Raw genomic sequence first — 25590 nt, 5'->3', positions numbered from 1 at the left:
CCGGGTAAGGCACCGGGCAGGAAGCCTGGTGGGACGGCGGGGCCAGCGGTGGACGGGGCCCCCGGTGGGACGCCGGGCAAGGTGCGGGGCGGGGCACGGGGCCGGGCGCGGCACGCGGCCACGGCGGCGCTCGCCGTTCTCGCCGTGACCGCCATGACCGCCACGACCGCCGGCTGCAAGGCGCAGCCCGCCGCCGGCGCGCCGTCGGCACCGCCCAGGGCCGCGGCGACCGATGACGCCAAGCCCGACGCCGACCGGTCGCCCACGCCGGACGCGTCGTCACCGTCACCGTCACCGTCCTCGGAGGCCCCCGCCACGCCCGCACCGAAGCCGGACCCGCAGGGCACGACGCTGATGGCGAACGGCTCCCAGGGCAAACAGGTACGGGAGCTGCAGGCCCGGCTGCGGCAGATCGGCCACTTCGACCGCTCCCCCACCGGCTATTACGGCACCCTCACGGCCGCCGCCGTCCGGTCCTTCCAGGGCAAGCGCGGCCTCTCCACCACGGGCAGGACGGACACCGTCACCTGGCAGAAGCTGCTCGGCATGACGCACGCGCCGACGGCCGCCGAGCTGAACCCGCCGACCACCGTGCCCGTCGCCAAGCCGGACAAGCGCTGCATGACGGGCCGGGTGCTCTGCATCAGCAAGAACAGCCGGACGCTGTCATGGATGATCGACGGCCGCGTCGTCTCGTCGATGGACGTCCGCTTCGGCTCCCAGTACACGCCGACCCGCGAGGGCACCTTCTCCGTCTACTGGAAGTCACGGCACCACGTGTCGACGATCTATCACACGGCCATGCCGTACGCGATGTTCTTCAGCGGCGGCCAGGCGGTGCACTACTCGGCGGACTTCGCGGCCCGCGGCTACAACGGCGCCTCGCACGGCTGCGTCAACGTCCGGGACGAGGGAAAGATCGCCTCGCTCTTCGCCCAGGTGAGGACGGGCGACAAGGTCGTCGTCCACGGGTAGGGCGGGCCCGGCCGGAGGGAAAAGGGGCGCGGACGGGACCGGGGGAACGTGTCCCGCCCGCGCCATTGCGCTGAGCCGCAGGTACGGGGGGAACCCCGGCTCTGTGCGCTGCCGATGACCAGTCGGCTCATTCAGTACTGCGTCACGGCCTCGGAAAACGTCACACCCGGATGTCGCACCTGGATGTCGCACGTGGTGGACGGCGTGAAAAGGACTGGCGCGGACGGCTCTCAGCGGAGTCGGCCCGTGGCCGCGCCGACCGCCCGGGCCACCGCCGACGGGACGACCGAGGCGGAGTTCGAGGCGGAGTTCGAGGCCGAGTTCGAGGCGGAGTTCGAGGCGGAGTCCGAGGCCGAGTTCGAGGCGGAGTCCGAGGCGGAGTTCGAGGCGGAGTTCGAGGCGGAGTTCGAGGCGGAGTTCGAGGCCGACGGAGAAGACGACAGCGACGGCGACGGCGACGGCGGGGTGGTGAACCAGATCGGCGGGAGCGTGCGGGAGTTCCCGACCCCGTCCCCGTCCCCGTTCGAATCGCCGTCGTCGCCCTGGTCGTCATCGTTACCGTTGCCACTGCCCTGGTTGCCCTGGTTGCCCTGGCCGTTCTGGCCGTTCTGGCCCTTCGCGGCTCTGACCGCCACCCGGTCGCAGAACCGGTCCAGATTGCGGGCGCCCCCCGCCAGCGCTTCGAGCTTCCGCCGGCTGTCGTCGTCCAGCTTGCCGTTGCGGTAGTCACGACAGGCCTTGAGCGTCTTGGCGTACCACTCGCCGGAGGTGTCGCCTTCGGCGTCCTTGGGTGTCTTGCCGCTCTCGGTGCCGGTCGAGGACCCGCTTTCGGCGCCGTCGGACTTCCGGTTGTCCTCGCCGCTCCCGTCCTTGTCGCCCTTGCCTGTTCTGCCGCTGTCCCGGCCGTCCGTGGGGGTGGAGGAGTCCGCCGGGGGCACGGAGGGCTCCGTCTTCGGGGAGGCGGGCGGCGGGCTCGCGGCGGTGCCGGACCCCGAGCCGAGCTCGTCGGGCGTCGCCGCGACCGAGACGGACGTGGCCGGTGCGGGGGCGTGCCCGCCGAACGGTCCGGGGAGCATCCCGGTGCCCGCGGCCACGGCCACCCCGCCGAGCGCGCAGCCCGCGAAGGAGGCGGCCAGGCCGAAGCGGACGGGCCGGCTCCAGCGCAGCGGGCGGGTACGGCGGGGGCCCGCGGCCGAGGTGTTCGCCGCGGTGCCGCCGGAGGCGGGCCGGATGTGTACCGGGCCGAGTACGCCGGTCCGTGGCGGCTCGGCGGGCTGCTCGGCGTACCCCTTCGCCTGTGGGTTCGCCGCCTGTGTCCTCGCGCGCGCGGAGTGCGTGGCGGTGCGGAAGGCGGCCAGCGCCGCGGCCTCGCCCGGCAGTTCGCCGGTGGCCGGGCGGGCGGCTCGTGCTGCGGCGTCCAGCGCTGCCGCAAGCATCTCCGCTTCCGTACACGAGTGGCCGCCGACGGGATCGACCGGTTCGCCGCGGAGCAATCTCTCCGCCGTGTCCTTGTCAAGCCATTCGTAGTGCTCGTCGGCCATCACATGTCCTTCTGCGTCGACAGACGCGAATGCGTCACACCGGCCGGCGCCGCCAGACCGTTGTGGGAGAGGCGCTGGGCGGGCACGGCGCCGAGTTCCGCCGTCCGGCCTGCCGCGCTCTCGCGAGGGGCGTCCGGATCCGCCGGATCGCCCGCGGGAGCCCGGTCCACGGCGACGCCCGCGCCGCCGTCGGGGACTGCGCCGTCCGCGCCGTCCCTGTCGCCGGGACGCCGTTCCGAACTGCCCGCGCCACCAGCGTTGTCCGCACCACCCGGACCGCCCGCACTGCCCGCACCGTCCGCACTTTCGGCACGCAGCAGCTCCGCCAGCCGCTTCAGTCCCCGGTGCGCCGCGGTGCGTACCGCCCCCGGCCGTTTGCCCAGCGTCTGCGCCGCGCTCTTCGCGTCCAGGCCGACGACCACCCGCAGTACCACGGCCTCGGCCTGGTCCTGCGGCAGTTGGGCGATGAGCGACATCGTGCGGCCGGTGGCCAGGGCCTCCATCGCCTCGTCGGCGGTGTCGGATTCGGCGGGCCTGTCCGACAGCTCCGACTCGTCGCCGCCGATCGCGGGGCGCCTGCCGCGCATCCGCAGATGGTCCAGGGCACGGTTACGGGCTATCCGCGCCGCCCAGCCACGGAAGCGGTCGGCGTCGCCGCTGAACCGGCCGAGGTCACGCGCTATCTGCAACCACGACTCGGACGCCACGTCCTCGGCGTCCGGCTCCCCCACCAGCGTCCGTATATAGCCCAGCAGCCGCGGCTGCACAGCGCGGTACACAGTACGGAAGGCGTCTTCGTCCCCGTCCTGCGCCGCGAGCACCGCGGCAGTGAGCTCCGCGTCGTCCCCCAGCACTCCCTCAACCCGCCCTGCTGTCCTGAATCGCAGCTGGTCATCACTGCCGCGCCACCCTGCGCGACTCAGCACGCTACGTCCTTCGCGGGGGTCGCGTCCATGGCTTGTACAAGCTGCAACATTCTTCCGACACGGTGCGGTGTGACAGAAAACGCAGCGACGGCGCTGAGAGGAGTACGGGGTCGTCCTACGGCCCCGCGGAAGACGACCGGGGCCTCTCCTGTGGGGGGTGGCGGCCCCGGTCGTCCTCGTTCTTCCTCAGCTTTCGTTCATCCTCAGGATTTCCCTGTTCGGTACGGCCCGATGGTCCGGCCGTTGATGAAGATCCGTCTGGCGCCGGCGATTCAGCCGCCGGGGGTCGTGTCCTTGCCGCCGCTCCCGGTCCCGCTTCCTTTCGACGGCGCCGGCCCGCCCTGCTTCTCCCCGGGCACGTCCTTCTCCGCCTTCCCCTGCGCGTCCCGGTCGTCCTGGGCGTTCTTCGACTTTCCCGGTGACGACCGCACGAGAAGCCCGTCGCAGTAGGCCGTCACCGCCGCCTCCGACGCACCGCCCGCGGCCGCCTCCAGCCGCGCGAAGGCGGCACCGTCCTTGGCCTTCCCGCTGCCCCGGTCGCCGAGGTGGACACGGCACAGCGCTACATCGCCCTGTGTCCGACCGGGTTGGCCGGAAGGACGCCCGTCGCCCGGGGCCTTCGTGGCCGCCGGCGCTGTGCCGCCCGCGTCCGTCCGCAGTGACTCCTCGCCGGAGGGACGCCCACCGGGTGGTGCAGAAGTGGTGTGCGTAGGACGTGCGGACTCCACCCCGTGGGGCTTCCCACCACCGAAAGGTGCCGGGATCGCCCCCGAGCCGGCGGCCACTGCGACCCCGCCGAGCATCGTCGCGGCCACGAAGCCGCCGAGCATCACCCGGAACGAGTGCACGCCGCGCCGCCGTTTCACCGGACGCCAGTCGTCTCGTCGACGCCGCCACCGCACCACCGCGGCGTGGGCGCCCGCGTCCCGCGCGGCCAGGAAGGCGGCGGTCGCGCGCTTCTCGTCGCCGGGGTCGAGCGCCCCGGTACGCCGCACTGCCGCGAGCAGGGCGGCAAGTTCAGGTGTCTCCGGCGCTTCGGGCGGCCGCTGCGATTCGTATCTCATTCTTCATTTCCCAGCGTCCGGCTCACCCTGTTTGTCACAGCACCTGCCGCACTGCCCGGGGACAACTGCCCCGCGAGCCTCCTGAGCCCGCGGTACGCGGACGTGCGGACCGCCCCCGCACGCTTGCCGAGCACCCGCGCCGTCGCGGAACCGTCCAGGCCGACGACCACCCGCAGCAGTACCGCCTCGGCCTGCTCCCGCGGCAGCCTGCCGATGATCTCCAGCGCCGCTCGGGTGGAGAGCGACTCCAGCGCCGCGGCGGCCGTGTCGTGGCCGCCGGGCAGCTGAAGCACGTCCTGTTCGATCAAGGTGACACTGGGCCGTCGCTTCAGCTTCCTCAAGTGGTCGAGCGCACGGTGCCGGGCAATCACCGCCGTCCAGCCGCGAAACCCTGCTCCGTCACCGCGGAACCGCCCCAGATCGCGGGCTATCTCCAGCCAGGCGTCGGAGGCCACGTCCTCGGCGTCGTCGCCGACCAGTCCGCGTACGTAGCCGAGGAGACCGGGCTGCACCATCCGGTACGCGACGGCGAAGGCCTCCTCGTCCCCCTGCTGGGCGCGTACGACGGCGTCGCCGAGCTCGGCGTCGTACGCCTCCCTGCGGCGCTGCTCCCCGCCCGTGCCCAGCACTTCCCTACTCAACACCCGATCCGGCACCGGTCACCGTGCCCGCGTCCTGCCGAGGCAGTTCCCTCATGGTCCCTCTGCGTCCCGAGCCATAGAAATGTCACAGGTTCCCCGCAGCCGAGAGCTGTCCGCCATCAGCCTTCCCCTGCGCGGTCCGCCCGTGCAGCAGGAGATACAGCCGCTGCACCGATTCCTCCGCCCCCGACTCGAAGCGGTTGACGACCTTGCCGAGCGGATTCCAGACCCGTCCGTCGGGCATCCGCACACCCACCGCCTGCCGGAACAGCTCCCGTTGCGCCGCGTCGAAGTCCACCCATGTCCCACCGGCCCTGCGGACGATCACCTCGCCGGTGTACGCGCCGAGCCCCAGCAGGGTCCCTGCGACCCGGTTCCGTTGCGGCTGATCCCGCCGCAGACCGTCGACGACCAGATCGACGAGCCGGAGGCTGGCGACCGAGTAGTCCAGGGGCAGCCGATTGCGCGCCGTGAGCCGGGCGACGAACTCCGATGTGTAGGAGCGCATCACCGCCGCCTCGGGAAACGTAGTCCGCTCGTCGCCGCCCATGATTCCCCTGCCCTTCGCCGTGCCGGCGATCACCGACACTGACCCAGCGCTCACGGCCCCGGGAACATCACGCGAAAGGCACTGTGTTCGTTCTCACGGCCGCGAACACGACAAATCTCCCCGGCGAGCACAACCTTGCCCCCTGCTCGAAGGTCTACCTTTTTCCCCCATTTTCTCAGCCGATGGCGATACGAGGATGAGCACCCGGCCTGATCCAGGCCATGATCCGGTCCATCGTGGCGCGCGGCACCGAGACACAACCGGCGGTGGCACCACTCCCGTTGACGTGCAGGAAGATCCCGGCCCCACGCCCCGGGACGGCGGGCCACCGGTTGAAGTTGATGACGAGCGCCTTGGCGTACTGGGTGGGGTAGTTGATGAGGTGCTCACTCCCCCGCTCCCCCGTCTCGACGAGCGGGAAGTCCGCACCGGCGGCGGTGTGCATCGAGTTGTAGAACTTCGACTCGGGGTCCTCGACCCACCAGTGGGTGGAGTCGACCCGCGTGTAGGGCATGGCCGTACCTCCGGCCTCGACGCCGAACCCCTCGGTGATGCTGTACGTCCCCGACGGCGTGGTGTACGTACTCTGCCTGCGCGTTGCCCCGTCGACCACACCGTTGGACCCGACGCGCCCACTCGCGGAGATGACCGACTTCCAGCCGGACGCCCCCTTGGCCCAGGCCGTCACCGTGGCGTACGAACCGCTCGCCTTCACGGTGATCAGCTGCGTCGCGTCGCCCACGGAGGCCGGTACGGGGAACGAGGGCGCCGAGGCAGGCGCCTGGGCGCCCGCCGTACCGCCTGCACCCGTACCTGTTCCGCTGCCACCGCCCGACGCGGGCGCGGACGCCGACGCCTTGCGGGACGGCGCGACGGGCGCGGAGCCGGACGGCTTCGCCGAGGCGGACGCGGACGCGGAGGGGGAGACCGAGGCGGACGCCGACGGCGACCCACTCGGTGAGGCGGACGAGGACGGGCCTCCGGCCGACTCACTCACAGAACCCGACGCGACCTCGTCGGCGGCAGATCCCTGGTCCCCCTGCCCGCAGGCGGAAGCCCAGGAACAGCGGGAGCATCGCCCCGACGGCAACACAAGTACGCCTTGTTTTCCGGGAATTGGGCAGCACGAAATAGTCCTCCGGAAGGTGGTTGGTGGCACGCCCGACGGCGGCGCGGGGAAATCGGGCCGGTTATACATCGCCCCGGCAGCCGATTGCGAGCGCCCGCACCTTTCGGACAAAACCACTGCACAGGGCGGCGCCCTCTTGCAGCCGAGCGCCGCGACACCCACTCGTGATATCTTCTTTTCGAAACGTATATACGAATCCTGGGGGTGCCCATGTCCCGCACCGTGATCGACTTGGACGACGAAGCCCTGCAAGAGGCTGCACGACATTTGGGTACCACCACCAAGAAGGACACCGTGAACGCGGCCCTGCGCGAAATCGCTGATCGGCGGCGTCGCGCGGCAGCGGTGGAGCGGATGCGGCAGATGGTTGCCGATGGCGAGATCGACTTCTCGGTCATCGACCCCGGCCATGAGAACCCCGACGACGGCGGACGGTCCGCCGCGTGAGCGAGCTGTTTCTGATCGACACCAGCGCCCTGGTGCGCTTCTACCGGCGTCAGGCGAGTCCCGCTTGGGACGAGCTCGTCACCGCAGGGCTGGTAGGGCTCTGCGAGCCGGTACGGCAGGAATATCTGCGGGCAGTCGGCGGCCGTGCGGCGTACTACGAAGCCGATGGCCTGCTTCGCGAGACGTTCCCCCACTACTCGATGCGCGACTCCGCATGGGACGACTCCGCGGATTTGCAGCAACGCCTCGCGGACAGGGGGTGGCATCAGTGCGCCAGCCCCGTTGACCTACTCGTCGCCGTCACTGCCCGACATCACAAGTTCACAGTCCTCCACCAGGATGCCGACTTCGAGACGATTGCCCGCGTCACGGGCCAGCCGGTGCGCCGCATCGGCGGGTAGCAGTCACCTGCCGGGTTCGGCCGGCCGACCAAAGCCACACAGGCAGAACGCCCGGTCAGCGCACGTCGGCCGGAAGCTCGATCTTCCCGTTGAACGTGCCCTGGTTCGCCTGCTGTACGTCCTGCTCGAACGTGATGTTCTGTCCGCCGTAAGGGATCAGAAAGCCGAACTCGAAGCGGTGGCTCTTGACGCGGTACGTCGTCGCGTCCAGGACCAACACCTCCTCCAGGCCGGACAGGGTGAGCTGCGCGTCGTTCACCGGGATGCCGGCCGTGCGGAGCTGCTCGGCAGTGGGGTCGAACTCCCGCACCGCCTTCTTCACCCACGCACGGTCCCGGACTGCTGTCAGCTTCTGCTTGTCGCTGCCGACGCGGAGTTCGACCGTGCCGTCCTCCTCGGTCAGCTTCACCTCGTCACCGGTGGCAGCCCGCGCATACGCCCGGAACTCCTCGATGGCCGCGACCGGGTCCTCGACCTTGTTCCGCATCTCAGGATCGGAGGCGGGCGCGTCCTTCCACGGTGCGCCCCCCTTCTTGAGGTACGCCGTGCCGTCGACGACGTAGATCTCCTCGTTCTCCTTGGCCCCCTTGCTGCTGGTGCTGACGCCCTGCGAGTGCAGCGCCTCCGGCGCCATGCCGCGCCGGACCGTGGCCCGGTAGGACGCCGCGCTCTTCCGGCCCTGCAACGTCAGCCCTTCCTGCCCCTTCACGGAGAACGTCCACGCGCTTTCCACCGCCATCGCCTTCTCGGCGAGGTCGAGGAAGTCCTCCGGCGACTCGGGCACGGAAGCGACGGAAGGCTTCGGCGACTCCTTCGTCTCCGAGCTTCCCGGGCTCTTCGAGCTCTTCGACACAGCCGACTCCGACTGCCCGTCCTCGGCGCCGCAAGCGGCGAGCGAGAGCGACAGAGGGAGAAGCAACACAGCACACCTGAAACGAATTCGCACGTACCCATTCCTTCGTCACGACCACCGAGCCTGCACGGCGGGCGGACTGTACAGCAGCATTCACCCTGCGATCACACCAACGGACATTCCTTCCGAATCGGCCCGGATGACCACGGGGGGCTCACCAGGGGACGTGCGGTCGCCACCCGGCAGCTCGCACCACACCGTCTTGGTGCCGGGGCCCTGCGCCACGCCCCAGCGCAGCGCCAGGGCATCGAGCAGGGCAAGGCCGCGGCCGGTCTCGTCGTCGCCGGACGCCCTGCACAGGACGGGCAGGGCCCGGGGGTCGGGGTCGGTGACCTCCAAGCGCGTACGGCCCCGGTCGCACGAGGCGCGGAACGTTACGGGGACGCCCTCGCCGAGGTGGCGGATGACGTTGGTGATCAGCTCGGTGGCACACAGCTGGAGGTCGTCACAGGGGCCGCCCAGGTACGCGCGCAGAGCGCGGCGCACCTCGGGCACGGCCTCGGGGGTGGCGAGAAGCTCCAGGATCAGCGGTTGCCACATCACGCGACTCCCTTGCGCAGCACGGCGACCAGAGCGCGCGCGGTGGGCAGGTTGCAGTTGCCCAGCGTGATGAGCGGCGGAGTGCGGTAGCAGGCGGCGAAGGTCGGCAGGTCGATGCCGAGGGAGGGGAGCGTGATGCCGTGGGCGGCGAGGGCGGCCCGCAGGTCGTTCACGCAGTCCTGCACATCGTCGTCCGTACCGGTGCCGTCGTGGGGGTGGTCGTTCATGGGGAGTGTCACACCTTCCAGTGCGCTCTGTGACGAATCACTCACACTCTGACGCGACACGGCCTACCGTGAAAGAGCTTCGGGCTCCCGGCCGTGAACTGCGCGTATGCCCTTGCACGTTGGCATCGGCGCGGGAATCCCCGGGACTCGGGCGGACACGCCGTGAAACGGGCGGCAACGACACCAAGGGCGGTGAACGATGGGACAGCGCAAGGACATCGACGGGTCGGCAAGCGTCCCCACCTTCTACGGCAAGGAGTTGCGCTGGAAACGGGAGGAGGCCGGGCTGACCCTCCAGCAACTGGTGGAGGGCAGCTTCTACGGCCCGAGCCACCTCAGCGAGATCGAACGCGGACAGCGCCGCATGCCGGCCGAACTGGCCGAGCACGTGGACCGGGCGCTGGGTACCGACGGTTTCTTCCAGCGCCGCTGCGAGGACGTACGAAAGGCGAAGAGGCGCGGCCACGCCAGCTACTTCGAGCGCGTGCTGGAGGCGGAGAAGCACGCGGAGACCATCGAGGAGTGGTGCCCGACTCTGATTCCCGGTCTGCTGCAGACGGACGTGTACGCACGGGCGGTGGTGCGGGCGACGCACCCGCTGGCGCCCGATGACGAGGTGGAGGAAAAGGTCACCGCCCGGCTGGCGCGTGCTCGCCTCTTCGAGGACGACCACAAAACCCCGATGTACTGGGCGATCCTGTCCGAGTCGTTGCTCACCCAGCCGGTGCTCCCGCCGGAACAGGCGGCCGAACAGCTGGAGCGGATCGCGGCGCTGGCAACGCGCCGCCGGATCGTTCCCCAGATCCTTCCGTGGAACTGCGGGCCGCATCCCTTCATGCTGGGCACGGCCAAGATCATGACCTTCCCCGACGCCCCGCCCCTGGTCTACACGGAGGCACTGCACAGCGGTGACACCATCGATGATCCGGCCCTCGTAAAGGAGTACCGCAGGTCGTACGATCTGCTCAGGGCCGCCGCACTGCCGCCGGAGGCGTCCCTCGCCCTGATCGAGCAAGCGGCTGAGGATGACCGAAATGGCAAGCAACGGGATTGACTTGAGCACGGCCGTCTGGCGCAAGAGCAGCCACAGCAACGGCAGCGGTGGGGACTGCGTGGAGGTCGCCGAGGCCTTCCCCGGCGCCGCCCGCTGGCGCAAGAGCAGCTACAGCAACGGCACCGGCGGGGACTGCGTGGAGGTCGCCGACGGCCTCGCCGGCATCGTCCCCGTCCGCGACTCCAAGCTCGCCCACGGCCCGGTCCTCACGGTCACGGCCCCCGCCTGGACGTCGTTCGTCACGTCCCTCAAAAGCACGCCCGGCCGCCGATCTGCGTAAGACCAGCTCGAAACGCCCCGCCTCCGGGAATCCGTACCCATGTCCACCCCTGGTCATGGGTACGGTCTCAGGAGTTCCCGCAGGATTCGGGGGAGGGCCTGCCGTGCATCTGGCGAAGCCCTACCAGCGAGCTACTCGCTGAATACGACCATGTGCCGGGAAGGCTGTTACGCATCGGAGAGCGCCCCTCGGGTTGGTGTGGTCACGAACGTGCTTGTTTCCGTCGGCGGGTTCACGAAGGTCGTCGCGTCGACGACCCGGAACGTCCTCCGATAGCGGATGGCTGTGCGTACGCAGATCTGCGTACGCCATGGGCGTTCGATCGCGCTCTGCGCCGTAGAGGATCACGGATGGACGAGTACTCGGCGATATCCGCCCCGGCAGTATGATCCTGGGTATGCAACGCAGAGCCACGCTGTTGGCAAGCATGCGATCCCTGGCGCCGACCGGAACGGCGCGGCTATGAACGCGGCAGGCACGTCCTCGCTCGGCAACGCTCCGATCAAAGTTCTGCTCGCCGATGACGAGCGTCTCGTGCGATCCGGGTTCAAGGTACTGATCGACGTCGAGGACGACATCGAAGTGGTCGGGGAGGCCACCGACGGTGCCGAGGCCGTCGAGCGGGCCCGTACGACCCGCCCCGACGTTGTGCTCATGGACATCCGGATGCCGAAGCTCGACGGGATCCAGGCAACCAGCCAGATCGTCAAGACGCATGGGCTTCAGCATGTCCGGGTCCTGATCCTCACCACCTACGAGACCGACTCGTACGTCTTCGAAGCACTGCAGGCCGGCGCAAGCGGCTTCATGCTCAAGGACGCGGGACCGGCCGAACTCCTCCATGCCATCCGGGTCGTCGCCGCCGGAGACGCGTTGCTCGCCCCGCGGATCACCCGCCGCCTGATCGCCCAGTTCACCGCGCAACGGGTCGCCACGCAGGCCGGCGAGGACCGGCTGGCGGTCCTGACCCAGCGCGAACGTGAAGTGCTGGCTCTGGTGGGACAGGGCCTGAGCAACGACGAGATCGGCACTGGGCTGTGCCTGAGCCCGGCCACCGCGCGCACCCACGTCAGCCACGCGATGGTGAAACTGGGTGCGCGGGACCGCGCACAACTGGTCGTCATCGCCTATCGGACAGGGCTCGTCAGCCCTTAGCTTGACTCTGTCGGGGATCTTGGAGTTTCCCGGTGCGGCAGTGTGATCAGGGGGCATGCTCGGGACTGTTTCGAAGGTCGATGCAGTTATCGAGGTGTCCGTTGTCGCTCCGTCCTCGTTCCGGTGAGCAGATTCCGTCTCTAACTGTGCGGATTGCGGGCGAGTAACCCGGGTGGTACGACGGCGATGTGGGTGAGAGACCAGTTGGACGGGCTGTGGTGCGACGAGGACTTCGCCGGCTGGTACCCGCGCGACGGGCGTCCGGGCCTCTCGCCCGCGCAGTTGGCCACCGTCTGTGTGCTGCAGTTTCTGCTCGACTAATCGGACCGGCAGGCGGCCGAGGCGGTGCGCTGTCGCATCGACTTCAAATACGCGCTGGCCATGGAGTTGGACGATCCCGGATTCCACCACAGCGTGCTGGCCGTCACTCCCGTCCGGCCGGCGTCGTCGTACGCCGCGTCATGCCTCGCCGTCATACGTGCAGGGCAGCGCCGCTGTCCCCGTCGAGGTCGTGCATCGCGCCGTGCCCGGCCTGGTCGGACACACCGGATACGCGAAGGACCTCGGCCGCATCACGCGGATACGCCAGCTTCCGCAGCGGAATGGCGACGCGGTGAACGGGGCGGACGCGGCCTATGCTCTGACCGTCAACATCAGCGCGGCAGAAGGCCGTTATGGCCTCACCGCGCACTCGGCCGACCGCCGCCACAAGGAGAGATCCTGCATGACCGGGAACGAGAGCAAGGGCGCCCTGGCGAGCGTCCGCTACATCGTCGACGACGTCCAGGCCGCGATCGACTTCTACACCACTCACCTCGACTTCACCGTGCTCAACGCATTTCCGCCCGCATTCGCCGATGTCGTACGAGGGCCGCTGCGGCTGTTGCTCTCCGGCCCGCCCAGCTCGGGAGCGCACGCCACGCCCGCGGACGTCGCCTGCAGCGGGCGCAACCGCATCCACCTCGTCGTCGACGACCTCGAGGCCGAGCGGGATCGGCTGCAGAAGGCCGGCGTGGTGTTCCGCAGCGACATCGTCTCGGGGCCGGGCGGACGCCAACTGCTGCTGGCCGACCCCGCGGGCAACCTCGTCGAGCTGTTCACTCCGGCAATCCGCCGCTGAGCCCAGGGCGAGGGAACGCGCCGCCGGCGGCGAGGACATCGAGCCGTACCGACGCGGGGAGGTCTGCGCGTCATGGCTCGCGATCACGTGCCGGTGGGGCCCGGGCCCCGCCCGGTCAGGCGGTGCGGCGTGAACGGGCCAGCGCCAGGCCGCCGATGGCCATGCTGACCAGCGCGAGCACCACCGCGACGATGCCCCCGCCCTGCCCGTTGCCGGTGCCGACGTCCGCGTCGGAGCCGGCCAGTGCGACGGCGCCGACGACGGCGCCGACCAGTCCGAGCGCCACGGCGGCGAAGGCCCTGCCCGGTCCCTGCCCGCTGCCGGCGCGACCGGCGGAGCGCAGCGCCAGCACGCCGTCGACCACGCCGGCCAGCGCCAGCAGCAGGGCCACCCCGGACACGGCCCGGCCGGAGCCGCCGCTGTCCTCCTCGGCGATCGAGACCTGTGCGGCTGCCGGTGCGGCAAGTGCCAGCACCCCGAGCAGGGCTGCCGGTGCGGCGGTGAGCAAGCGACGAACGGACATGGAGTTCCTTTCACATGCTTGATGCGTATCTGAGAAAGCGCAGGTGGGCCAGCCTGGATCCACCGTGACGGTGGATCCAGGCTGAAGGAGGGTCAGACCTTGACCCCTCCCTCGACCTCAGCCGGGGGTGCCGGGACCGTCTTCGGTGCCCAGCGTCCGGGCATCCACCAGTTGGCCTTGCCGAACAGTTCCATCACCGCGGGCATCAGAACCATCCGCACGATGGTGGCGTCGATGAACACGGCGATGGCCATGCCCACGGCCCCCTGCTTGACTGCGACGTCGGGCCCGAGCACGGAGGTCATGAAGACGGCGATCATGATGGCGGCCGCGGCCGTGATGACCCTGGCGGTCCGTGCCAGCCCGCGGGTGACGGACAGCCGGGTGTCGCCGGTTCGCTCGTACTCCTCACGGATCCGCGAGATCAGGAATACCTGGTAGTCCATCGACAGGCCGAACAGGACCGGGAACATCGTCATCGGCACCCAGCTCGTGACCGGCATCTCGGTGGGGAAGCCGAAGGCCGTGCCGAGCCATCCCCACTGCACGATCGCGACCACCACACCGAAGGCGGCGCCGATCGAGAGCGCGTTCATCACCGCGGCCTGCAGGGCGATCGTGACCGACCGGACCAACGCGAGCATCAGCACCATGGACAGCGCGATGACGACCCCGATCATCAGCGGCAGACGTTCGGCGGAGTCCTCGGAGACATCGATGACGCTGGCGTTCGGTCCGCCGATGAGGACCGTTTCACCACCGGGCGTCTCGGGCAGCACATCGTCGCGGAGCTTGTGCACCAGGTCCGCGGTCGCTTCGTCCTGGTATCCGGTCGTGGGGAAGGCCGTGAAGGTGGCGGCCTGCCCGTCCTTGCTGACCTGGGGCGGCGTGGCCTGGGCAATGCCCTCGGTCTTGCTGACCGCTGCGACAACGGGACTCAGATCGGCGTCCGCGGAGTCGACCTCGGTGGCGAAGATCAGGGGTGCTCCGAAGCCCGGACCGAAGCCCTCGGAGAGGATCTTGTACGAGATGTAGCTGCTCCGGTCGCGGGGCTGGACACTGGCGTCGGGCTGGCTCAGCCGCATATCCAACATGGGGGCGGCCAGCACCAGCAGGAACCCGCCGGCCAGGATCGCAGCAATCAGCGGCCTGCGCTGCACCACGCCGGCCCAACGCTCGGCGGGGGTACGGCGCTGGGACTGGGCATCGACCGGCTGGTTCCGGCGGGACGCGCGACGAGGCAGGCGCAGCGAGTTGATCTTGTAGCCGGTGAACCCCAGGAGCGCCGGCAGCAGGGTCATCGCGGCGATCATCGTCATCAGCACCGCGATGGACGTGGCGATGGCTACCCCGGTCATCAGCCGCTGTCCCATGACGATCAGGCCCAGCAACGCGATCACGACGGTCAGGCCGGCGAACAGCACCGCGCGACCGGCGGTGGTGATGGCCGCGACGGTTGCGGTCTCGGGGTCATCGCCGTCCCGCAGGCCGTCCTTGTAGCGGGTCACGATGAACAGGGCGTAGTCGATGCCCACACCGAGCCCGATCATCGCGCCGAAGATCACAGTGAAGCCCGGCGCGGGGACCACGTGCCCCACCAGCTTGATCAGCGCGAGGCCGGCCGCGAGTGCCAGCAGGGCGGTCAAGATCGGCAGGCCCATCGCCACCAGCGACCCGAAGGCGATGAACAAGATCACCGCTGCCGCCAGGAGGCCCACACTTTCGGCCGGACCCTGCTTGGGGGTCTCGGCCTTTTCCGCCATGTACCCGCCGAGCCCGAGGGTGACGCTGTCGTCGGAGGCATCCTTGACCACGTCCACCAAGGGCTTGACGTCGCTCTTGTCCACCTCCTTGTCGGTCAGCGGGATGGTCATACGGGCGATACGACGATCCTTCGTCACCAGGTTCGCGTCCTGGTACGGCGAGACCACCGGCCCGGTGATGGACGAGTCGGAGATGTCGGCGACGACCTTCTCGATCTTCTGCCGGGCGGCAGGGTCATCAATTCCCTTGTCCGCCTTGATCGCGAGGGTCAGCGTGTCCCCTGACCGTTCGGGAAAGTGCTTCTGAATCAGCTCCTGCGCCTTGGCCGACCCGGAGTCTCCGCCGGAAAAGTTGTCGTCGGAGGCGGCGCCGAAGTTGAAGCCGACGAACGCCACGACGATCACACCGACGATCCAGGTCAGGAGGACCAGGCGGCGGCGGCGGAAACAGAAGCGACCCAGTCCCGCCAGAGCTCCATCCGTACGTGGAGACTCGGTTGTCATCATCTGCTCCTCAGTGGTTGAGCCTTGCGGCATGGCTCGCTTCTCGATATGGGGAGGTTGATCGGTCACAACGGCGATCGTCCCGCAGGCGAGGCGGCCCCGGCCTCTGACGACGGATGGTGATGCCTACGCAATCGGGCGTAACCCGCTGTGCCCCGCTGCGCCTCTCGACGTAGCAAGTCGCGCGTCTGAGCGGAGCGTTGTCCGTGGACCCGAACAGTAGGATCACGGTATGAAACTCCGCCCCGGGTCGTTCTCGCTGCGGGTGCTGACCCAAGACGTCCTGCTCGCGCTCTTCGTCACCGTGATGCAGGTGCAGGGAACGGTCGCCCTCGCCGCCGCCAGGGCGACAGAACAGCGTTCGCTCGCCGACTTCGGATACCTCGGATACGCGCTGCTGGTGGTGGGTGGCCTGGTCGTGGCCGTCCGCCGCGTGTGGCCCGTTCTGGTGTTCGTCACCGCCGCAGTCGCCAGCTTGGTGTATTACGCCCTCGAGTTCCCCGACGGCTACGGCTGGCTCGGACTCATGGTCGCCCTGTACACCGTCGCCGCCTTCGGTGACGGGCGCCGGTCATTGGCGATCGCCGGCGTGGGCACCGTGATCCTGGCCAGCGTGTGGCTGTTCGCATCGGCCGACGTAGAGCCGCGCGAGGCCATCGGCTGGGTGTTCTTCCGCATCGGTGTGACGGTCATGAGCACGACTCTCGGCGAGTCCGTCCGGTCCCGGCGGGTCATCGCTGCCGACGCTCAAGAGCGTGCGGAACTGGCGGAACGGACCCGCGAGGAAGAAGCACGCGCGCGGGTCGATGCCGAGCGGCTCCGGATCGCGCGCGAAGTCCACGACACTGTCGCTCACGCCATAGCGATCATCAACGTACAGTCCGGGGTCACCGCACACGTGCTCGACAAGCGACCGGAACAGGCACGCGAAGCGTTGCAGACCATCGAGCAGACAAGTGCCCGGACGCTCCAGGAGATGCGAGCCATCCTCGGCGTTCTCCGTGGCGACAACGACGACCCCGTGCCGCACGCCAGCCTGGAACAGATCGACGACCTCACCGCCGAGGCACGCGCCGCCGGACTGGACGTCACGCTCGAAGTGGACTCGCCCGCAGCGCCGTTGCCGAGCGCGGTGGACAGTGCCGCCTACCGGATTCTCCAGGAGTCGATCACCAACATCATCCGGCACACCGGCCCGACTCAGGTGACGGTCGTGGTGAACCCGGGGATCGACCATCTGGAGATCCGCGTCACCGACCAGGGCCGCGCCGGTCCCCATAGCGTCCCCGCGCGTCGGCCGTCCGGCAACGGCACGGGCACAGGCAAGCGGGACAAGCCCGGCCGCGGGATCCTGGGCATGCGCGAACGCTGTCAACTGCTCGGCGGAGATTTCAACGCAGAGCCGACTCCGGGCGGGGGATTCGAGGTCACGGCACGGCTGCCCCTCATACCGACCGGTTCACTCCTTTGAACGCAGCGTCCCGCAGCCGTCCCAGGCAATTCACCGGACGGCAGTGAGAGTGCCCTGGAAAGCGATGAAGCTTTCCAGGGCACATTATTGCCAACGGACATCATGGCGAGCAATACCCGCCCCAGCTCCAACGTGCCGAATACCCGTACGTGGCACGCGTGTTGCCGTCGTCCTTGGTGATCGCCTCCACATCACCCTTGGGGTGGTAGAGGTACTGCGAATACTCCTTCGTGCCCGTGTCGGAATGCTTGATCTGGGTCAGCTTCTGACCCCACGGCGAGTACTGGTAGGACTTGGTCGCCTTGCCGGCGACCTCCTCCCGCAGCACCTTGTCCTCCATGCCCAGGTAGGTGAAGACCGTGGTCTTCCCACCCGTGCCCGACGTGGTCTCGGACACCGTGCGGTCAAAGGCGTCGTACACGTACGACGTCGACTTCGCCGAAGTCCCCGTGCCTGCCGTGCTCTTCGCGATCCGGTCGAACCCGTCGTAGGTGTTCTTCTGCTGGACCGAGCCGTTGGAGGACACCGTGTCCAGGCGGCCCAGCGGGTCGTAGTTGTACGTCGAGGCGACACCGCCCGCAGATGTCTTCAGCAGACGATTGCGGTCGTACGTCGACGTGGACGTGACCCCGCCCACCGTCTGCTCGACGATGTTGGAGTTGCCGTCGTAGCCGTACGTCTCCGTGCCCGCCGCATCACCGGTCTTGGTGACCTTGGCGATCCGGTCCTGCGGGTCGTAGTCGAACGTCGAGACCGTGTCGAGGTAGTCCGCCGCGTTGTCGGCGTTCATCACCTTCGACGTGTCCTTGGAACGGTTCCCGTTCGGGTCGTACTCCAGGTCGTGCGAGGCGACGACCGCTCCGCCGCTCTTCTTCTCGGTCTGCGACTTCACCGCGCCGTTGAGCCAGTACCCGTAGTCGACGGTGTTGCCGTTCGGCTTCGTCTGCTTCAGCGGCTGGCCGCGGTCGGTGTAGGTGAAGGTGGTGATCTGCTGGTTGCCCGCCGTCGGCGAGTCCGCGTTCGTGATCCTGTCGACCAGGTCGCGGATGTCGTACTCGGACTTCGACCACGTCAGATCGTGGGTCGTCGTGACCGGGTTCCCGTTGGCGTCATAGGTCAGCCCGGTCGTGTTCTTGACTGTGCTGCCCAGCTTCTCCTCGACCTTGGCGAGCTGGTTCAGCTCGTCGTAGGTCATCGCGTACGCGTCGGCCCTGGCACCGGGGGCAAGGTCCTTGACCTCGGACAGCAGGCCGTTGACGTCGTAGCGGTAGGTGAAGTCCTTCTTCTCGTTGTCGGTCTCGCCCGTGTTGGCGCGGACGAGCTTGATGCCGTCGGCGACGACCGTGCCGGCGGCCAGGTCGGACAGGGTGATCTTCTGGGTGCCCGACTCGGTGAAGGTGTACGAACCCAGCGACACCCACTCACCGGACCGGGTGGTCTGGTCGACGGGTTTGGTGACCTCGCCCGAGGCGTGGGTGATCTCGAACGGGGCGTTGGTCGCCGCACCGGTCACGTCGCCGTGCCGGGTGAAGACCTCGTACGTACCGTCCTGCGGGATGTTCAGCTGCCAGGTGAAGGACGAGGTGCCGGTGCCCTTGGGGTGTACGCGTAGTCGTTGACGGCTGCGCCGCCGGTCGTGGTGCCCTTGGGCCGCTCGCCGACCGCGGTGATGCCCGCGTCGCCGTCATCAAGCTGCACCGTGCCGGCCGACTGCTCGCCCAGCAGCGCGCGGGTCTTCCCCCAGGTGGCGGCTGGGGCGAGGTCCTGCCCCGTAGCGGGGCTGGAAACTCCCCTGTCCCGCGCTCTCCGAAGAGAGCACGGGACAGGTCATAACGTCTCAAAGATCGGCTCGAGCTTGCCGACTGCCCGCTTTGACGGCTCTGATCAGGGTCCTGACACAGAAACCGATACAGATCCGGCCGTCACGCGATCACGCCTCTCCATCGAGGATCTTGGCGGCTTCCGACGGGTCCATCAGGTTCGACCACACCTGTTCACCGCTGGCGAGCGGCCGGTCCGGCATCTCCATCTCGGGTCCCCACGCAGCCCGGTCACATCCGGGGACCGACTCCAGGATGGTGGCGGTCACCTCGTCGGGTACAGAGCCGATGATGCGGATGGCCACATAGGTCTCGTGGTCTTCAAGCGCCCGGACCTGGACGCCCAGTGCCGCGCCGTCCAGCAGCGCGGCGTGCTCGCGTCCATCCCCCAGGGAGGCCCGTACCAGGTCGTGTACGGCAGAGGCGACCCTGCGTTCCAGACGTGCTCCGGCCTCCAGTTCGTATCGCTGCCAGTCGTCTTCGGTCGGCAGCAGGGGCGCGGTATGGGTCGCGGTTGCCAGCGGCTGGATATGCGTGGCGTTGTACTGGGCGCGAGCAGCCTGTGCATCGATGGCCAGTGCGGCGTAGAAGTCGCTTCTACTGCCGTCCTCGCGTCGGCCGGCGGCCAGACCGGGACCGGAGAGTCGTGACAAGTCCAAGCCGCGGCCCGCCACCTGCCGATCTTGACCTTGAACAGCACCTGGTCGTCGATGGACCGGATGCGTTCGTGCGGGGTCTCGCCATCGGCGAACTGCTCGTTGCTCTTGGTCAGGAGCGGATGATCGATCCCCTCCAGGGGATCGGGGAGAGGCGGGACGGAGAGATTCAGGTCCTCGCGCAGCACGCGCAGGGTCGGTCGAGTAAGGCCCATCAGCAGGGGTCACCTTAAATGGCGCGAATGTGCAGGTCAGTCGTTCTCGCGGACGCCGCCGAGTTCTTCGATCCGTTCCCTGCTGACACCGGTGAGCAGCGAGACACGGGCAGCCCGGGTGCCGTCGAGCTCACTGAGCAGGCCATGCATCCGGGCCTGCATGTCCTCACGACGTGCGTCCAGGTAGAACGCCACCGCAGCTTCGACCAGATCCTTCTTGGTCATGCCGAGGAAATTCGCACCACTGGTGATCAGCTTGTCCCCGGCCGGGGACACCTTGATCGGAACCTGCCGGGGCGCACTCGGCGTCCCGGACGCACCCGCTGCCTGCGTCATAGCCGTCACCTTCCGTGCTTCATGGAAACGTAAGACCACGGTACCTCTGGTACCTCATTGCGGGAAATACCGTTCCTGCGTCGGCCGCTACCTGGATGCCGTACCGCACCTGCGCCGTCAGGCCGCGCCATCCACATCGCTCTCGCACGGCAGTTCCGCCTCGCCGTGGTGTCGACGGACTTCCAGGAACTGCCTGAGCGGTAGGCGGTGGGCGCGGCGGAGATCTCCGCCTCCACCCGGCCGTCCGACATCTGCCAGAACCGGGAGTGCGCGGTGCGCTTCCCGGACAGTTCCTTGACCCGGGTGGCCTTGGGCTCGTTCTTGCCATTGGGCAGCTTCTGACGGCTGGGGATCTCCAGCTTGCCGCCGACCGGAGGCTTGTCCGGTTCCTTCTCTTCGTCGTCGCGGAACCGGTGACGTACGGCGTCCTCGACACCGAGGAGAAGCCGGCGCCGCGCGCCGTCCCGACCGCCGATGTCACCTATGAGGTCACCGGCGACGGCACCGCCGACATCTCGTACGTCCGGCATGGCGGCAACCACGGCTCGGTCACGGTCCAGAACGTCCGGCTGCCCTGGCGCGCCACCGTCCCCGTACCGCTGGGGAGGGAGCCCCTGGTCAGCGTCGTCCTCGACGCGAAGGGCGGCGCCGGGACCTGCGCCGTGGCCATCCGCGGCCGGCACGTCCAGTCCACTCTGGCCACGGGTGCCTATGGGCGGGCCACTTGCAGCGGCGAACTCCCCGCGCCCGGGTGAGCCCCGCACCAGTCCCGCCCTTCTGTAATGCGCGTCACTCCTGGGGAATTCGGCGTGACGTTTGAACCCCGGGCTTCGCTGGGTATCCCGGGCCGCCCGTGCGACGGGTGGGGCCCGATGAACGTCTGGGTACTTGAACTCTCTTGAGAGGTGGGGCATTTGAGCCCGCGCAGTTCGCATGCGTACAGACCGATGAGCCTGAAGCGCCGCGCCTGGCTGACCGTCGGTGCCGTGGTGCTCGGCGGGGCGGGAGTGGTGACGGTCGCCATCGCCAACCCGTCCGACGGGCCGGCCGGTCCCCAGGGGCCGGAGCAGCGTCCGGCGAAGCTGCGGTCACTCGCGCTGGGCGGGGGAACGGCCACCGAACGGACGCTGCCGACCACGAGCACCGCGCCGTTCTCGCTGGTGGGCATCGGCTGGGACGGGGCGACGAACGTGAACGGCGCCGCGCAGGTGCGGACCCGGGACGTCGAGACCGGGAAGTGGTCGCCCTGGCGGGAGTTGGAGTTGTCCGCCGACGGACCGGACGGGCCCGAGAAGGCCGGTGCCCGGCAGGCCACCGAGCCGTTGTGGGTCGGCGCCTCGAACGCCGTGCAGGTGAAGGTGAACTCGGGCAGGGCGCTGCCGAAGGGGCTCGAGCTCCACATGGTGGACCCGGGCGTCAGCAAGGCCGAGTCCCGTAACCCGGCGGCCGCCACAGCCGCTCCGGAGTCCATGGACAACGCCGCGTTCGTCGCGGAGGAGACCGCGAGTCCGTCGGCGACGAGCACGACCGATACGCCGACCGATACGCCGACGGGTACGCCCACGGAGCCGGCCGCCCCGACCGGCACCGCGACGGCCACGGACACCGCGACGCCGACCGCCACCGCCACTTCCTCCGCCTCCGAGACGGCCACCGCTTCGCCCACTCCGGAGCCGACGGCGACCGTTCCCACCGCGCCGCCGTCGACTGTCAACCGGCCGCCGATCATCGGCCGCGCCCAGTGGGGCGCCGACGAGTCGCTGGTCGAGGACGCACCGGAGTACATCGACAAGGTGCAGGCGGTCTACATCCACCACACCGTCGACACGAACAACTACAGTTGCGCCGATTCGGCCGCCATGGTCCGCGCGATCATGACGTACCACGTGAAGACCGAGGGCTGGAACGACCTCGGCTACAACTTCCTGGTCGACAAGTGCGGCCAGATCTTCGAGGGCCGCGGCGGCGGTGCCGACCTCCCGGTCAAGGGCGCCCACACCTACGGCTTCAACTCGTACTCGACCGGCATCTCGCTGCTCGGCAACTTCGAAACCGGCAAGCCGACCCAGGCCGCCCTGCAGTCCGCTGCCCGGGTCGTCGCCTGGAAGCTCGGCCAGTACGGCGTCAGCCCCACCGCCAAGGTGACGTTGACCCGTCTCGTCGCCGACGCGGACGGCAACACCGAGCCCGCCGGTGACGTCACGTTCAACACCATCGCCGGACACCGCGACGGGTTCGCCACGGTGTGCCCGGGCGCCAACCTGTACGCCAAGCTCGGCGCGATCCGCACGTACGCGACCAACGGCACCCGCAACGCCGCGATCCCGACCACCGACTTCAACCGGGACGGCGTCACCGACCTGGTCGCCGGTCTCCCGAAGACGGCGAGCAGCGCGGGCAGCGTCACCGTGCTGCCCGGCACCAAGGACGGCCCGAGTTCGGCCGCGAAGCGCAAGCTGGACCAGAACAGCGCGGGCGTGCCCGGCGGCTCCGAGGCGGGTGACCTGTTCGGTTCGTCCAACGCCTGGGGCGACGTGAACGGCGACGGGTACGCGGACCTGGTCATCGGTGGGCCCGGCGAGGACCTCACGCAGGCCGACAACGGCACGGTCGTCGTGATGTACGGCCCGGGCCTCACGACCGGCAGGAGCTACTCGGTCACCGCGTCCGGCCGGATCGGCGGCGAGAAGCTCGGTACGACGGTCACCTCGGGCGACTTCAACGCCGACGGCAAGGCCGACATCTTCTCCGTCGCACCGGGCAAGCCGGGTCGCTGGTGGGCCTGGGACGGCAAGACCGGCGCGGCCAGGTCCGGTTACCTGAACGCCGCCGCGTACACCGCCGCCGTGAGTTACGCGGCCGCGGTCACCGGCGACTTCAACAAGGACGGCTACGCGGACGCCGCCGTCAACTACCGCGACCCGAGCGGCATCGGACGCCTGCTGTGGCTGAAGGGTTCCACCACCGGACTGCAGCGGGTCGGCATCCTCGACGCCCGCGGCGGACGCTCGCTGGCAGCCGGTGACCTCAACGGCGACGGTGCCACCGACCTGGCAGTCGGCCAGCCGTCCGCCACCGAGTCCGGACACACCGCCAAGGGCGGCGCGGTCACGGCCGTGTTCGGCTCGGCCACCGGTCTGACCTCGACCGGCCGCAAGACGATCCATCAGGACACCACCGGTGTACCGGGCGGCGGCGAGACCGGCGACGACATGGGAGCGTCCGTCTCCATCGGCGACGTCGATCTCGACGGGTACGGCGACATCCTCACCGGCGCACCGGGCGAGGACCTCACCCGCGACGGCGTGAACCGGAGCAACGCCGGCCAGGTCTTCCTGATCCGCGGCTCCGCCACCGGCCCCACCGGCACCGGCGCCGTCGGATACAGCCAGGACACCACGGGCATCCCCGGCGCCACCGAGTCCAACGACCGGCTCGGCTCATCCGTGTCGCTGACGGACCTCTCCGGCTACAGCCGGGCGGACATCGCGATCGGCGCGGACGGCGAGGACGCCGACAACGGCACGATCCTGCAGATCGACAACACCAGCACCTCGGGTATCAGGCCGGACACCGGCCTGTACTACGGGGTGGCGGCGCTCGGTTCGCCCACCGGGATCCGGATCGGGCTGACCCTGGCCCCGTAGCACTCGGGCCGCCTGCCTCCTCCGCACACGGACCGGAGCCCCTCGGCCTGACCCGGGGGGCTCCTCCCTTGTGCGGAGCCCCTCGGGTCAGGCCCGGTCGCGGGCCTGGCGCGACACCACCGCGCGCAGCACCCGGCGGCCCTCGCTCGACAGGTCGACCACCCGGCGCAGGGCGGCACCGCTGCCCGCCGTGTCCGTGGTCTCCGCGAGGGTTTCCAGGATCTGGATCTGACGGCGCAGTTCACCGGTGACCAGGGGGCCGCCGCTCTCCGGGTCGCCCGTACGCCGGCGCCGCAGCAGGTCCGTATCGTCAGCGGTCGTGTCACCGCCCGGCATGTCGAACTGCTGGTGGATCTCCAGCGCGGCAAGCGAGCAGGCGTGCGCCCACTCCCGCAGTCCGGGCGCCGCCCGGTCCACGGGGGCCTCTGTCAGCAGCTTCCGGATCCGCGGCGCCGCCCCGTCCGTATCGGCGGCGTCCAGCACCGCGCGCACCTGCGCGAAGCGTTCCGGCCACACGGAGCCGTCCGCGCACCCCGCCCAGAGCGGGCGCAGCGGATCCGGATCGGCCCCGTCGGCGGGCTGTGGCAGGCAGCGGTCGAGGCAGGCGACCGCGCTCGCGGCGAGCCCCCGTTCATCGGCGGCGGCGATCAGTTCCAGCAGGCTCATCGGCGTCTCCCGTCGGCCGTTTCCCCGTGCGTGCGTGCACGGGGACACGGCACTTCCCGTTACCGCGTTCAGCGCCGGATGGCTCAAAAGCGTCACCAGGGAGGCCGAATAGCATCGCTCGGCGGGCGCGTCCCGCTACCCCTGGACGCCCAGCGGATACACGCCGAGGGCCGCCCGCTCCCCCTGCATCCGGGTCAGCTTGCGTACGAAATGGATCGCGAGCCCCGCGGCCACGATGTCGAGGGCGTCGGACGCCATCACCAGCCCCACCGCGTCGATGATCTCCTGCGTCTCCTCCGCCCCCGCGTACTGCCGGGACGTGACCCAGGAGAAGGCCAGCGAGCAGACCCACGTTCCCCACCACAGATTCATCGTGGTGGCCGGGACCGTGCGCCAGCTGCCGTCGGGGTTGGTCTGGGCGCTCGCCGTCCAGATGCCGCCCGCGATCCGGCGCGGCAGGACGAGGTTGGCGACCGGGACGAACCAGGCGCCGACCGCCCAGCCGGGCGACATCGGCTGCACGCTCGGGTCGAACACCTCGGCGTTCATCCGCACGCGCCGGAACCAGATGATGAAGACGATGCCGGTGGCCAGGGTCATGACACCCTGCAGCGCACCGGCGGTCCCGTACAGATTGTCCGCGAGGGTCGCCTCCGCCTCGTCGTACGTGGCGAAGTCGTTGTCCTGCGCAGCCCCGAGCAGGAGGCGGATGTTCAGCCCCGCTGCCACGGCGAGCAGATCCGCCACGGCGACCACCATCAGCAGGACGGCGACCGCCTTCGCGAGCCCGTTCGGCGAGCGCAGGTACTGCTGCGGAGCGACAAAGACCGGGGCCGGCGGCATCGGGGCCGCCGCCCCGGCCGGTCCGGCGCAGAGAAGACAGTGCCCGTCCGCGGTGACCGGCGGTCTGAGACGACAGGTGGAGCACAGCACGATAGGGAACCCCCCGGGATTGTGAGCTCGAAGCGCAAGGAACGCGCGCCCCTCCCCCGGAGCGCGCGGCATGCGAACGTAACCCTTGCCCAC

29 protein-coding genes are annotated in these 25590 nt (G+C 69.5%); 11 read left to right on the top strand and 18 right to left on the bottom strand.

Going from position 1 to position 25590, the window contains the following annotated elements; all coding sequences use genetic code 11:
• Positions 1 to 48: 48 nt before the first annotated feature.
• Positions 49 to 975, top strand: a complete 927-nt coding sequence (locus tag ACFVV1_RS00325) for a L,D-transpeptidase family protein (protein ID WP_389982184.1) — start codon at positions 49 to 51, stop codon at positions 973 to 975.
• Positions 976 to 1205: 230 nt separating this feature from the next.
• On the opposite strand, the gene ACFVV1_RS00320 is transcribed toward ACFVV1_RS00325, so the two are convergent.
• The 6 genes from ACFVV1_RS00320 to ACFVV1_RS00295 form a co-directional block, all read right to left on the bottom strand.
• Positions 1206 to 2516, bottom strand: a complete 1311-nt coding sequence (locus ACFVV1_RS00320; RefSeq protein ID WP_389982181.1) for a hypothetical protein — start codon at positions 2514 to 2516, stop codon at positions 1206 to 1208.
• On the bottom strand, positions 2516 to 3370 hold the full coding sequence (locus ACFVV1_RS00315) for an RNA polymerase sigma factor (protein ID WP_389983843.1): 855 nt from the start codon (positions 3368 to 3370) through the stop codon (positions 2516 to 2518). The genes ACFVV1_RS00320 and ACFVV1_RS00315 overlap by 1 nt, the downstream gene beginning before the upstream one ends.
• Before the next feature lie 344 nt (positions 3371 to 3714).
• Positions 3715 to 4506 (bottom strand): hypothetical protein, encoded by a 792-nt coding sequence (locus ACFVV1_RS00310; RefSeq protein ID WP_389982179.1) that lies wholly within the window; start codon positions 4504 to 4506, stop codon positions 3715 to 3717.
• Positions 4503 to 5132: an RNA polymerase sigma factor gene (locus ACFVV1_RS00305; RefSeq protein WP_389983840.1), complete on the bottom strand. Its 630-nt coding sequence runs from the start codon at positions 5130 to 5132 to the stop codon at positions 4503 to 4505. Before ACFVV1_RS00305 ends, ACFVV1_RS00310 begins: the two co-directional genes overlap by 4 nt.
• 100 nt (positions 5133 to 5232) lie before the next feature.
• The gene (locus tag ACFVV1_RS00300; RefSeq protein ID WP_389983838.1) at positions 5233 to 5697 is read right to left on the bottom strand and encodes a hypothetical protein; all 465 of its coding nucleotides are present in this window, start codon (positions 5695 to 5697) and stop codon (positions 5233 to 5235) included.
• A 175-nt stretch (positions 5698 to 5872) separates the two neighbouring features.
• The gene (locus tag ACFVV1_RS00295; RefSeq protein ID WP_389982176.1) at positions 5873 to 6694 is read right to left on the bottom strand and encodes a L,D-transpeptidase; all 822 of its coding nucleotides are present in this window, start codon (positions 6692 to 6694) and stop codon (positions 5873 to 5875) included.
• A gap of 342 nt (positions 6695 to 7036) precedes the next feature.
• On the opposite strand from ACFVV1_RS00295, the gene ACFVV1_RS00290 reads away from it, so the two are divergent.
• Both ACFVV1_RS00290 and ACFVV1_RS00285 read left to right on the top strand, forming a co-directional pair.
• Positions 7037 to 7273, top strand: a complete 237-nt coding sequence (locus ACFVV1_RS00290; RefSeq protein ID WP_389982173.1) for a type II toxin-antitoxin system VapB family antitoxin — start codon at positions 7037 to 7039, stop codon at positions 7271 to 7273.
• Positions 7270 to 7674: a PIN domain nuclease gene (locus tag ACFVV1_RS00285; protein WP_389982170.1), complete on the top strand. Its 405-nt coding sequence runs from the start codon at positions 7270 to 7272 to the stop codon at positions 7672 to 7674. Before ACFVV1_RS00290 ends, ACFVV1_RS00285 begins: the two co-directional genes overlap by 4 nt.
• Before the next feature lie 55 nt (positions 7675 to 7729).
• On the opposite strand, the gene ACFVV1_RS00280 is transcribed toward ACFVV1_RS00285, so the two are convergent.
• The 3 genes from ACFVV1_RS00280 to ACFVV1_RS00270 form a co-directional block, all read right to left on the bottom strand.
• Positions 7730 to 8596: a hypothetical protein gene (locus tag ACFVV1_RS00280; RefSeq protein WP_389982167.1), complete on the bottom strand. Its 867-nt coding sequence runs from the start codon at positions 8594 to 8596 to the stop codon at positions 7730 to 7732.
• A gap of 84 nt (positions 8597 to 8680) precedes the next feature.
• Complete coding sequence (locus ACFVV1_RS00275; RefSeq protein WP_389982164.1) at positions 8681 to 9127, bottom strand: ATP-binding protein; 447 nt, start codon at positions 9125 to 9127, stop codon at positions 8681 to 8683.
• Positions 9127 to 9354: a hypothetical protein gene (locus ACFVV1_RS00270; RefSeq protein WP_389982162.1), complete on the bottom strand. Its 228-nt coding sequence runs from the start codon at positions 9352 to 9354 to the stop codon at positions 9127 to 9129. The genes ACFVV1_RS00275 and ACFVV1_RS00270 overlap by 1 nt, the downstream gene beginning before the upstream one ends.
• Positions 9355 to 9553: 199 nt before the next feature.
• Between ACFVV1_RS00270 and ACFVV1_RS00265 the strand changes: the two genes are divergently transcribed.
• From ACFVV1_RS00265 to ACFVV1_RS00250, 4 genes are all read left to right on the top strand, one after another.
• On the top strand, positions 9554 to 10408 hold the full coding sequence (locus ACFVV1_RS00265; RefSeq protein WP_389982159.1) for a helix-turn-helix domain-containing protein: 855 nt from the start codon (positions 9554 to 9556) through the stop codon (positions 10406 to 10408).
• Positions 10389 to 10688 (top strand): DUF397 domain-containing protein, encoded by a 300-nt coding sequence (locus ACFVV1_RS00260; RefSeq protein WP_389982156.1) that lies wholly within the window; start codon positions 10389 to 10391, stop codon positions 10686 to 10688. Before ACFVV1_RS00265 ends, ACFVV1_RS00260 begins: the two co-directional genes overlap by 20 nt.
• A gap of 462 nt (positions 10689 to 11150) precedes the next feature.
• Positions 11151 to 11843 (top strand): response regulator, encoded by a 693-nt coding sequence (locus tag ACFVV1_RS00255; RefSeq protein WP_389982153.1) that lies wholly within the window; start codon positions 11151 to 11153, stop codon positions 11841 to 11843.
• Positions 11844 to 12035: 192 nt separating this feature from the next.
• Entirely contained in the window at positions 12036 to 12164 is a 129-nt protein-coding gene (locus ACFVV1_RS00250; RefSeq protein WP_389982150.1) for a hypothetical protein, read from the top strand.
• Here ACFVV1_RS00250 and ACFVV1_RS00245 read toward each other — a convergent pair.
• Positions 12161 to 12319: a hypothetical protein gene (locus ACFVV1_RS00245; RefSeq protein ID WP_389982147.1), complete on the bottom strand. Its 159-nt coding sequence runs from the start codon at positions 12317 to 12319 to the stop codon at positions 12161 to 12163. The two genes, ACFVV1_RS00250 and ACFVV1_RS00245, sit on opposite strands and share 4 nt — an antisense overlap.
• A gap of 2 nt (positions 12320 to 12321) precedes the next feature.
• On the opposite strand from ACFVV1_RS00245, the gene ACFVV1_RS00240 reads away from it, so the two are divergent.
• On the top strand, positions 12322 to 12963 hold the full coding sequence (locus tag ACFVV1_RS00240; protein WP_389982144.1) for a VOC family protein: 642 nt from the start codon (positions 12322 to 12324) through the stop codon (positions 12961 to 12963).
• Positions 12964 to 13078: 115 nt separating this feature from the next.
• Here the strand turns inward: ACFVV1_RS00240 and ACFVV1_RS00235 are convergent, their stop codons facing one another.
• Together ACFVV1_RS00235 and ACFVV1_RS00230 are read right to left on the bottom strand one after the other, a co-directional pair.
• Positions 13079 to 13486, bottom strand: a complete 408-nt coding sequence (locus ACFVV1_RS00235; protein WP_389982141.1) for a DUF6223 family protein — start codon at positions 13484 to 13486, stop codon at positions 13079 to 13081.
• A gap of 92 nt (positions 13487 to 13578) precedes the next feature.
• Entirely contained in the window at positions 13579 to 15753 is a 2175-nt protein-coding gene (locus ACFVV1_RS00230; protein WP_389982138.1) for an MMPL family transporter, read from the bottom strand.
• Positions 15754 to 15985: 232 nt separating this feature from the next.
• On the opposite strand from ACFVV1_RS00230, the gene ACFVV1_RS00225 reads away from it, so the two are divergent.
• Positions 15986 to 17224 (top strand): sensor histidine kinase, encoded by a 1239-nt coding sequence (locus tag ACFVV1_RS00225; RefSeq protein ID WP_389982135.1) that lies wholly within the window; start codon positions 15986 to 15988, stop codon positions 17222 to 17224.
• Between the two features lie 100 nt (positions 17225 to 17324).
• Here the strand turns inward: ACFVV1_RS00225 and ACFVV1_RS00220 are convergent, their stop codons facing one another.
• The 4 genes from ACFVV1_RS00220 to ACFVV1_RS00205 form a co-directional block, all read right to left on the bottom strand.
• Positions 17325 to 18737, bottom strand: coding sequence for a hypothetical protein (locus ACFVV1_RS00220; protein ID WP_389982132.1), 1413 nt, complete (start codon positions 18735 to 18737; stop codon positions 17325 to 17327).
• Positions 18738 to 18784: 47 nt separating this feature from the next.
• Positions 18785 to 18922: a hypothetical protein gene (locus tag ACFVV1_RS00215; protein WP_389982129.1), complete on the bottom strand. Its 138-nt coding sequence runs from the start codon at positions 18920 to 18922 to the stop codon at positions 18785 to 18787.
• Between the two features lie 232 nt (positions 18923 to 19154).
• A complete protein-coding gene (locus tag ACFVV1_RS00210; protein ID WP_389982126.1) occupies positions 19155 to 19703 on the bottom strand; it encodes a hypothetical protein in 549 nt (182 codons plus the stop codon).
• A 248-nt stretch (positions 19704 to 19951) separates the two neighbouring features.
• Positions 19952 to 20251 (bottom strand): hypothetical protein, encoded by a 300-nt coding sequence (locus tag ACFVV1_RS00205; RefSeq protein ID WP_389982124.1) that lies wholly within the window; start codon positions 20249 to 20251, stop codon positions 19952 to 19954.
• A gap of 413 nt (positions 20252 to 20664) precedes the next feature.
• Here ACFVV1_RS00205 and ACFVV1_RS00200 point away from each other — a divergent pair, with 413 nt between their 5' ends.
• Together ACFVV1_RS00200 and ACFVV1_RS00195 are read left to right on the top strand one after the other, a co-directional pair.
• Complete coding sequence (locus ACFVV1_RS00200; RefSeq protein WP_389982121.1) at positions 20665 to 21006, top strand: hypothetical protein; 342 nt, start codon at positions 20665 to 20667, stop codon at positions 21004 to 21006.
• A 192-nt stretch (positions 21007 to 21198) separates the two neighbouring features.
• A complete protein-coding gene (locus tag ACFVV1_RS00195; RefSeq protein ID WP_389982119.1) occupies positions 21199 to 23898 on the top strand; it encodes an FG-GAP-like repeat-containing protein in 2700 nt (899 codons plus the stop codon).
• A gap of 87 nt (positions 23899 to 23985) precedes the next feature.
• Here the strand turns inward: ACFVV1_RS00195 and ACFVV1_RS00190 are convergent, their stop codons facing one another.
• Together ACFVV1_RS00190 and ACFVV1_RS00185 are read right to left on the bottom strand one after the other, a co-directional pair.
• Positions 23986 to 24564 carry a hypothetical protein gene (locus tag ACFVV1_RS00190; RefSeq protein ID WP_389982116.1) on the bottom strand — a complete coding sequence of 193 codons (579 nt, stop codon included), beginning with the start codon at positions 24562 to 24564 and terminating at the stop codon, positions 23986 to 23988.
• A gap of 135 nt (positions 24565 to 24699) precedes the next feature.
• The gene (locus ACFVV1_RS00185) at positions 24700 to 25407 is read right to left on the bottom strand and encodes a DUF4328 domain-containing protein (RefSeq protein WP_389982114.1); all 708 of its coding nucleotides are present in this window, start codon (positions 25405 to 25407) and stop codon (positions 24700 to 24702) included.
• Positions 25408 to 25590: the final 183 nt, after the last annotated feature.

Source organism: Streptomyces sp. NPDC058092, assembly GCF_042884935.1.
In the GTDB taxonomy this organism is placed as follows: Bacteria; Actinomycetota; Actinomycetes; order Streptomycetales; family Streptomycetaceae; genus Streptomyces.
This window is presented reverse-complemented; position numbering and strand designations above follow the sequence as displayed.

Coding starts and splice junctions, on each gene's coding strand:
- ACFVV1_RS00245 (WP_389982147.1), bottom strand. CDS start 12,319: ATGACGGCGAGGCATGACGCGGCGTACGACGACGCCGGCCGGACGGGA.
- ACFVV1_RS00255 (WP_389982153.1), top strand. CDS start 11,151: ATGAACGCGGCAGGCACGTCCTCGCTCGGCAACGCTCCGATCAAAGTT.
- ACFVV1_RS00185 (WP_389982114.1), bottom strand. CDS start 25,407: ATGCCGCCGGCCCCGGTCTTTGTCGCTCCGCAGCAGTACCTGCGCTCG.
- ACFVV1_RS00230 (WP_389982138.1), bottom strand. CDS start 15,753: ATGACAACCGAGTCTCCACGTACGGATGGAGCTCTGGCGGGACTGGGT.
- ACFVV1_RS00290 (WP_389982173.1), top strand. CDS start 7,037: ATGTCCCGCACCGTGATCGACTTGGACGACGAAGCCCTGCAAGAGGCT.
- ACFVV1_RS00300 (WP_389983838.1), bottom strand. CDS start 5,697: ATGGGCGGCGACGAGCGGACTACGTTTCCCGAGGCGGCGGTGATGCGC.
- ACFVV1_RS00270 (WP_389982162.1), bottom strand. CDS start 9,354: ATGAACGACCACCCCCACGACGGCACCGGTACGGACGACGATGTGCAG.
- ACFVV1_RS00265 (WP_389982159.1), top strand. CDS start 9,554: ATGGGACAGCGCAAGGACATCGACGGGTCGGCAAGCGTCCCCACCTTC.
- ACFVV1_RS00310 (WP_389982179.1), bottom strand. CDS start 4,506: ATGAGATACGAATCGCAGCGGCCGCCCGAAGCGCCGGAGACACCTGAA.
- ACFVV1_RS00225 (WP_389982135.1), top strand. CDS start 15,986: ATGAAACTCCGCCCCGGGTCGTTCTCGCTGCGGGTGCTGACCCAAGAC.
- ACFVV1_RS00205 (WP_389982124.1), bottom strand. CDS start 20,251: ATGACGCAGGCAGCGGGTGCGTCCGGGACGCCGAGTGCGCCCCGGCAG.
- ACFVV1_RS00275 (WP_389982164.1), bottom strand. CDS start 9,127: ATGTGGCAACCGCTGATCCTGGAGCTTCTCGCCACCCCCGAGGCCGTG.
- ACFVV1_RS00235 (WP_389982141.1), bottom strand. CDS start 13,486: ATGTCCGTTCGTCGCTTGCTCACCGCCGCACCGGCAGCCCTGCTCGGG.
- ACFVV1_RS00190 (WP_389982116.1), bottom strand. CDS start 24,564: ATGAGCCTGCTGGAACTGATCGCCGCCGCCGATGAACGGGGGCTCGCC.
- ACFVV1_RS00195 (WP_389982119.1), top strand. CDS start 21,199: ATGAGCCTGAAGCGCCGCGCCTGGCTGACCGTCGGTGCCGTGGTGCTC.
- ACFVV1_RS00320 (WP_389982181.1), bottom strand. CDS start 2,516: ATGGCCGACGAGCACTACGAATGGCTTGACAAGGACACGGCGGAGAGA.
- ACFVV1_RS00260 (WP_389982156.1), top strand. CDS start 10,389: ATGGCAAGCAACGGGATTGACTTGAGCACGGCCGTCTGGCGCAAGAGC.